General features: G+C 37.8%; 10 protein-coding genes and 1 pseudogene. 2 read left to right on the top strand and 9 right to left on the bottom strand.

What is annotated here, in order from left to right; translation table 11 throughout:
- Nucleotides 1-244 precede the first annotated feature (244 nt).
- The 9 genes and pseudogenes from FD46_RS00260 to FD46_RS00220 all read right to left on the bottom strand — a co-directional run bounded on the left by FD46_RS00260 (nucleotide 245) and on the right by FD46_RS00220 (nucleotide 4350).
- Complete coding sequence (locus FD46_RS00260) at nucleotides 245-1000, bottom strand: ABC transporter permease (RefSeq protein WP_003572050.1); 756 nt, start codon at nucleotides 998-1000, stop codon at nucleotides 245-247.
- On the bottom strand, nucleotides 997-1647 hold the full coding sequence (locus tag FD46_RS00255) for an ABC transporter ATP-binding protein (RefSeq protein WP_010580588.1): 651 nt from the start codon (nucleotides 1645-1647) through the stop codon (nucleotides 997-999). Before FD46_RS00255 ends, FD46_RS00260 begins: the two co-directional genes overlap by 4 nt.
- Before the next feature lie 44 nt (nucleotides 1648-1691).
- Nucleotides 1692-1934, bottom strand: a complete 243-nt coding sequence (locus FD46_RS00250) for a transposase (RefSeq protein WP_010580587.1) — start codon at nucleotides 1932-1934, stop codon at nucleotides 1692-1694.
- 379 nt (nucleotides 1935-2313) lie between these two features.
- Nucleotides 2314-2580 carry a Txe/YoeB family addiction module toxin gene (locus FD46_RS00245; protein ID WP_010580584.1) on the bottom strand — a complete coding sequence of 89 codons (267 nt, stop codon included), beginning with the start codon at nucleotides 2578-2580 and terminating at the stop codon, nucleotides 2314-2316.
- The gene (locus FD46_RS00240) at nucleotides 2577-2840 is read right to left on the bottom strand and encodes a type II toxin-antitoxin system Phd/YefM family antitoxin (protein ID WP_010580585.1); all 264 of its coding nucleotides are present in this window, start codon (nucleotides 2838-2840) and stop codon (nucleotides 2577-2579) included. Before FD46_RS00240 ends, FD46_RS00245 begins: the two co-directional genes overlap by 4 nt.
- Nucleotides 2841-3033: 193 nt before the next feature.
- Nucleotides 3034-3336: pseudogene (locus tag FD46_RS00235) on the bottom strand (type II toxin-antitoxin system YafQ family toxin).
- Nucleotides 3326-3604, bottom strand: a complete 279-nt coding sequence (locus tag FD46_RS00230; protein ID WP_003688401.1) for a plasmid mobilization protein — start codon at nucleotides 3602-3604, stop codon at nucleotides 3326-3328. The pseudogene FD46_RS00235 and the gene FD46_RS00230 overlap by 11 nt, the downstream one beginning before the upstream one ends.
- Nucleotides 3605-3718: 114 nt before the next feature.
- A complete protein-coding gene (locus FD46_RS00225) occupies nucleotides 3719-4003 on the bottom strand; it encodes a helix-turn-helix domain-containing protein (protein ID WP_056992263.1) in 285 nt (94 codons plus the stop codon).
- Nucleotides 4000-4350, bottom strand: coding sequence for a type II toxin-antitoxin system RelE/ParE family toxin (locus tag FD46_RS00220; RefSeq protein WP_056992261.1), 351 nt, complete (start codon nucleotides 4348-4350; stop codon nucleotides 4000-4002). The genes FD46_RS00225 and FD46_RS00220 overlap by 4 nt, the downstream gene beginning before the upstream one ends.
- A 132-nt stretch (nucleotides 4351-4482) precedes the next feature.
- On the opposite strand from FD46_RS00220, the gene FD46_RS00215 reads away from it, so the two are divergent.
- Together FD46_RS00215 and FD46_RS00210 are read left to right on the top strand one after the other, a co-directional pair.
- Nucleotides 4483-5070 carry a site-specific integrase gene (locus FD46_RS00215; RefSeq protein ID WP_056992258.1) on the top strand — a complete coding sequence of 196 codons (588 nt, stop codon included), beginning with the start codon at nucleotides 4483-4485 and terminating at the stop codon, nucleotides 5068-5070.
- A 12-nt stretch (nucleotides 5071-5082) separates the two neighbouring features.
- Nucleotides 5083-5448 (top strand): hypothetical protein, encoded by a 366-nt coding sequence (locus FD46_RS00210; protein ID WP_057895210.1) that lies wholly within the window; start codon nucleotides 5083-5085, stop codon nucleotides 5446-5448.
- The last annotated feature ends 472 nt before the right edge of the window (nucleotides 5449-5920 follow it).

The following is a 5920-nucleotide window of genomic DNA, read 5'->3' as shown; positions in this document are numbered from 1 at the left end:
ATACAGTCAATTCAACAACGGCAAAAACTGATTTCATGGTTATCAGCAGACCGAGTAAAACGAGGTCAATGCGCAGTTATACCCTTGACGCTTGTCAAGGGTAGATTTAATCCCCATTTTGATGGGGTTTATTTGTATTAGAAGGCTAACGCCAACTATCAAAAACCTAGAGTTAAATCTTAAGATTAATCAATCACATTACGAAGGATCCAATGACTATAAGCAAGACGAGCACCGGGAGTTATTACTTCAACTGTTTTTGTTCATTATAGAAATTACGGTAAGCTAAATAGCACGCAATGATTGACCCCAAACTAGTCGCTGATAAGAGCATGAACGTGACCATAATTTGATACTTAATGGCCCGTACTGGATCGACCCCCGCAAAGATCAAACCGGACATCATCCCTGGCAGACTGACTAGACCCACAGTCTTTGCCGAATCAATGGTTGGTGACATCCCCGTACGAATCGCCTCACGCACGATGGCAATCGAAGCATCAAGTAGACCAGCCCCTAACGCCAACCGTTCAAGCACACCTTGCCGCTGGTCATGAAACTGACTATTGAGGCTGCGATAAGCCAGCCCAATTGCGACCATTGAATTCGACGCAATCATACCAGAAATGGGAATCATTTGCGATGGCACAAACTTAATCGCACCAGATAGCACGAGGACGCCGAGTGTTACCCCCGTACTAACAAAAATGGCTAATAACGAAATGGCTAATGCATGGTCAATCCCCGGCCCCCGTTTTTTCGCATTCCAAGCCGCATTGAAGATAATGAAGCCCATCATCGCCAGCGTTAGCCACAAATTGTTGACTCGGAAAATATACTTTAGCAAGTAACCCACGATAAATAGTTGTACAACAGCCCGCACGACACCAATGACGATGTCCCTATCCAAGCCAAGTTTCTGCCACAAACTAATTCCTAACGCGACGAGCACTAACATTGCCGCCAAAAATAGCGACGTATTATTAACTGCTAAATTCATGCGTGTACCTCCAATCTGCCAGCAACCACTTTCGCTAATTGATCTGCCGCATCAATCTCTGTCGCGTCATGAGTAATCATGATCGTTGTCACGTGATCCTGCTCATTTAACTGTCGTAACCAGGCGTGCACGATTTGCTTATTATTTTCATCCAAACCAGCTGTCACCTCATCTAATAACAACACTTTTGGTAAGAATAAGATGTTGCGAATCAGCGCGACCCGCTGCCGTTCACCACCGGAAAGCTCGATAATCGGCTGATGCAGGGTTCGTTCGGACAGCCCAACATTATTTAACGCCGTTACCACTCGTTGCGTATCCATGACTTGCTTACGAATTTGGTACGGGAAAGCTAAGTTATCTGCCACCGTCTCACCAAATAACGTCGGTTGTTGGAAACAATATGAGACTTGCCGCCGATACATGATTGGGTCATAACTTTCAATCGGCTGCCCATCAAAAATCAAGGTCCCACTTGTTTTAGAAATCATGGCCGCAATGATCCGTAATAACGTACTTTTCCCACCACCGGATGGTCCCGTCAATGTAATATGAGCCCCAGCTGGAATCTGCCAATCAACATCATGTAAAATATGTTGATCAGCGATTTGATAATTAACTTTTTCTAAACTAATCAATGAATTCATATGCCACCCCCGATTACTAATTTATAATCATTATAATCTGACTGTTAGGCTATGCGTGATAAAATTTCGTTTTCTTCCTCCAAAATAGCGAGGCGCTTCTCTAGTTGCTTGACGTCTTTTAACGTCTTTGACTGACCCTTGATCATGATTGGGGTAGCTTGTTTAACCCAAATAGCAATAGAATCTTTCGACGGAACAAATTCTTCTGCTAATGATTTAAGTGAACGGCCTTCTTGGTGAAGTTTAACCAATGAATCTTTGAAATCTTGTGAATAACGAATTGGCATAAAAATACTCCTATACTTTCATTTTACGGACTGAATAAAATAGTCCATTTTTTTAGTATAAGAGCATATCTGTTTGATGTATTAATACACGAACCTGTGTAGCCATTGGCAAAGCCATATGAATCATACCTGAGTCAAAGTGTTCCGTATAACTACGGAGGAGTTCTAATTGAACTTTTAATTTATCATTATTTTCCTTGATCGATCGTTTTTGTCTAGACATACGTTTTCTCCTATATAGGGAGTATTATATCATTTTATAAAGAAAACAACCCCCATTATCTAACCGGTAGATAATGGGGGCTGTTTTAATAGGTTTTCACAGGGGCGATTTGGAACTTATAGACCCTCAAATTTACTATTAGAGCAGATTTTTTAATTATTCGTAATGGCTCCATGCTGCATAAATATAGACCCTTTTTAATGCTTCATCTACACGATAAACTACCCGGTGTTGCGCATTTAGTCGTCTTGAATATAATCCGCGACTAGCTGGCTGTAACTTTTCAAATGATTGTGTCGGCTGGTAAGGATCCTCTTTTAGAATAGCGACTGTTTTTAAAAACTGCGTTTTTAGGTTCGATTTCTTTAATTTTTTCAGATCACTTTTAGCAGAATTCTTGATTTCAACTTGATAACTACTCATAGATTATCCCAGTCAAGGTCATCAACGTTAGTAAAACCACTATCATCATCTTCACGTTCACGGATTTTAGCCAATGTTCCGGTATTTTCCAAGTATAAGGTTTCAGTGATTGAATCCCAGTCTTTTTTAGAAATAATAATTGCTGCCTGGTCCTCGTCCCCATTAGCTGGCGTGATTGTAACCGGCTTTTTTTGCTGGTTAATATCTTTCAAAATCTGGTAAAGATTTTGTCGTGCTTTAGTTGGCGTATAGTTTTCCATTTCGCTCACCTCTATAGTAAATTATAACGTACGCCATCCACGTACGCAAGCGCTTATCCATATAAACAATATTTTAAGGGGGCATGTTCCAAATAGCCCCTCAAAAACATTGAAAGAATAACCCCTAATATCTATAATGTAGATATTAGGGGTTATTTATGCTTATTTCAAATAAAAAGACGCCCGAATTCAGCTATTGATTCAATATTTCATGAGACCCAGTGGCTACCAACAACAAAACTAATTCATTATGATCTAGCTGATAAATAACAATCCAGCTATCATAGTTTTTACCATAACTTCCATACCTAGCAGGGTGAAATTCACGATAGCCACGCCATTTACCCTTTTACGCATGATCTTTGATCCGTTTCAAAATAAGTGTATCTTGTTCCATAATTGCTTTTAAACAAGGTTTCAAGACAGTTATCGGAAAGTGCTTTTTCACTAATTTTTTTAATTCGCGTTCGAAAGACTTGGTCTGTTTAATTTGCATCTAACTTATCGATCCAATCATCAAAGTCGGCCAGTGAGCCAATGTTTTTCACCTGACCAGTTTCTGCTTCTTTTTTAGCAGTCAAAGCCTCTGGAGAATCTAAAAAGCTAATCAAACGAACTTCATTGTTAGCCGCCTTAACCAAGGATAAGCGAATATACTCAGAAACAGTTAATCCTTGTTTTGCTAAATTAGCTTTGGCTCGTTCACTAATATCGGGTGTTACACGAGTTGAAACTGTCTTATTTTTAATAATAGCATTACTCATAAGCTTCCTCCTTCTATGTTTACTATCGTATTACAATTATTGTATTGTGTTTTTATCATTACTGCAACTATTTAATTTTCAAATAGCCCCTCAAAAACATTGTTAAAATAAGCCCTAAATTGTGGGACTAAATTGAATTGTTAATCGTTGATTAGTTGCCTGAGCGATCTCAGATAATACTTTAGTCGAAGCATTCATTGATCCATTTTCAATTCTAGCAATGGTTGATTGTGGTTTACCAATTAGACTAGCAAATTCACGTTGACTCATACCCATATTTTCACGGAGATCACGAACTTTAATCGCTACCTCTAAGTTGATATTTTCCTGTTCAACGAACTTTGCAAAATCAGGATTATTTTTACTTCTTTCAGCAACATATTCATCAATTTTACTCATTGTTGATCCTCCTTGTTAAAATACTGGCTTCGTCGATTCCGAGCAATCTTCTTTTCACTCTCTGGTGTTTTTTGCGTTTTTTTAGTGAACGCATTGGTGATTAAGTACTGAGGCCCTTGTACTTGGAAATAGATAGCTCTCTGAATATTTGAAGCCCTCTTAGAGCGAATCTCATAGAGATTGTTTTCTAGTTTTTTAACCCATAATTGACGTTCTGCGATAATTAGACCGTTATTTTCAATATTTTGAATGGTCGCAATTAATTTGGCAGCGTCTTTATCAGGTAATTGATCCAAAAATTGTTTAAATTCATTCCAGTCATAATAGTCAAATTCTATTTTTTTCATATTTATATGATAGCTTATTCGCTATCAAAAGGCAAACATTTTATTTTGCAACTCCTTGGTACAAGCGGAAGTGTGAAATTCACACTTCCGCTTGTACCAAGGGATTACGTCTCCAACAACGAGGTGATTTATATGCAGCAAATTGTCCTGCCAATCAAAGATTCGAATGTACTTAAAGAGGTTCAAGATACGTTACTCAATAATTTCAAAGCTGGCCGGCGTAACTATACTATTTTTCAAGTTGGTAAAGCTACGCTACTAAGAGTCAGTGACGTTATGTGCTTAAAACAGGCCGACATTTTTAATCCGGACGGTTCTATCAAACAAAATGCATTTATTCACGACCGAAAAACTGGTAAACCTAATACCTTGTACCTTAAACCGGTTCAAACAGAGCTCTTATTGTATCGTCAATGGCTGCTTGATCATAAGCTAGAATCTGAATGGCTCTTTCCTTCTATTCAACACCCAGAACGTCATATTACAGAAAAACAATTTTACAAAATCATGAGTAAGGTTGGCAATCTGTTAGGAATTAATTATCTAGGTACTCATACCATGCGTAAAACCGGGGCTTATCGCGTTTACACGCAATCTAATTACAATATTGGCTTGGTCATGCACCTATTGAATCATTCTAGTGAAGCTATGACTTTAGCTTATTTGGGCTTAGACCAGGCCAGTACCGAAACTATGCTGGATCAAATTGATTTTGGTTAGGGGGTTGTTTTTATGGATTTAGATTTTGAAACAAACAGGTATGATCTTTTTGATGATTGGCACCAAAACAAGACTAAACAAGCATTTACACAAAAGTTGCAGCAACAAGCTCAAATTGAAAAAACACAGCTGCCACAGTTATTGTCGCGTGAAGATTTAAAAATTCGTTGGCAGATGAATTCTCGTCAAAGTGTTCATCAGGTTGTTAGTAAGCCTAATTTTCCGCAACCTGTTTTTAATTTTAATCATGGCAAGACCCCACTTTATTTAGAAACTGAAATTCAAATTTTCGAAATTAATCACCCTTGGGTAATAACTCCCGGTGCTCGTCTTGCTTATAGTCATTGGATCCTTCGCAATGTGATTGATCAATCTTGATATTCAGCTCTAGGTTTTTGAGGGTTTACTCTAGGTTTTTTATAGTTGGCGCTAGCCTTCTAATACAAATAATACCCATTTCGATGGGTATTAAATATACCCTTGACAAGTGTCAAGGGTATAAGTGCGCATTGACCTCGTTTCACTCGGTCTGCTGATAATCATAAAATCAATTTTTGCTGTTGTTGAATTGACTGTATTTTTAATACAATTTATGTTTGCACTTAACTAAGATTGTTATGTTTTAAATACTTAAAAAGTGTTTCAGATTATACTGTTTTAAGCCAAAACTTTTTAAGTGGTTTGTGCAGAGAATCTTTATAACCTTGGTGACAAATTTTGAATAACTAACTGTAAGAACTGTGTATCTGAACTGAAATTACTATTTTGATGTTAGGAATTAAGACGGACGAAAAAAAGTATTAAAACCAATTAATGAAATTCTCGCTGATCCTTGGCAAGTTGATATTCA

It is taken from the genome of Liquorilactobacillus oeni DSM 19972, assembly GCF_001436275.1.
GTDB lineage: Bacteria > Bacillota > Bacilli > Lactobacillales > Lactobacillaceae > Liquorilactobacillus > Liquorilactobacillus oeni.
The sequence above is the reverse complement of the archived record's forward strand: the minus strand, read 5'-3'. Positions and strand labels throughout refer to the sequence as shown.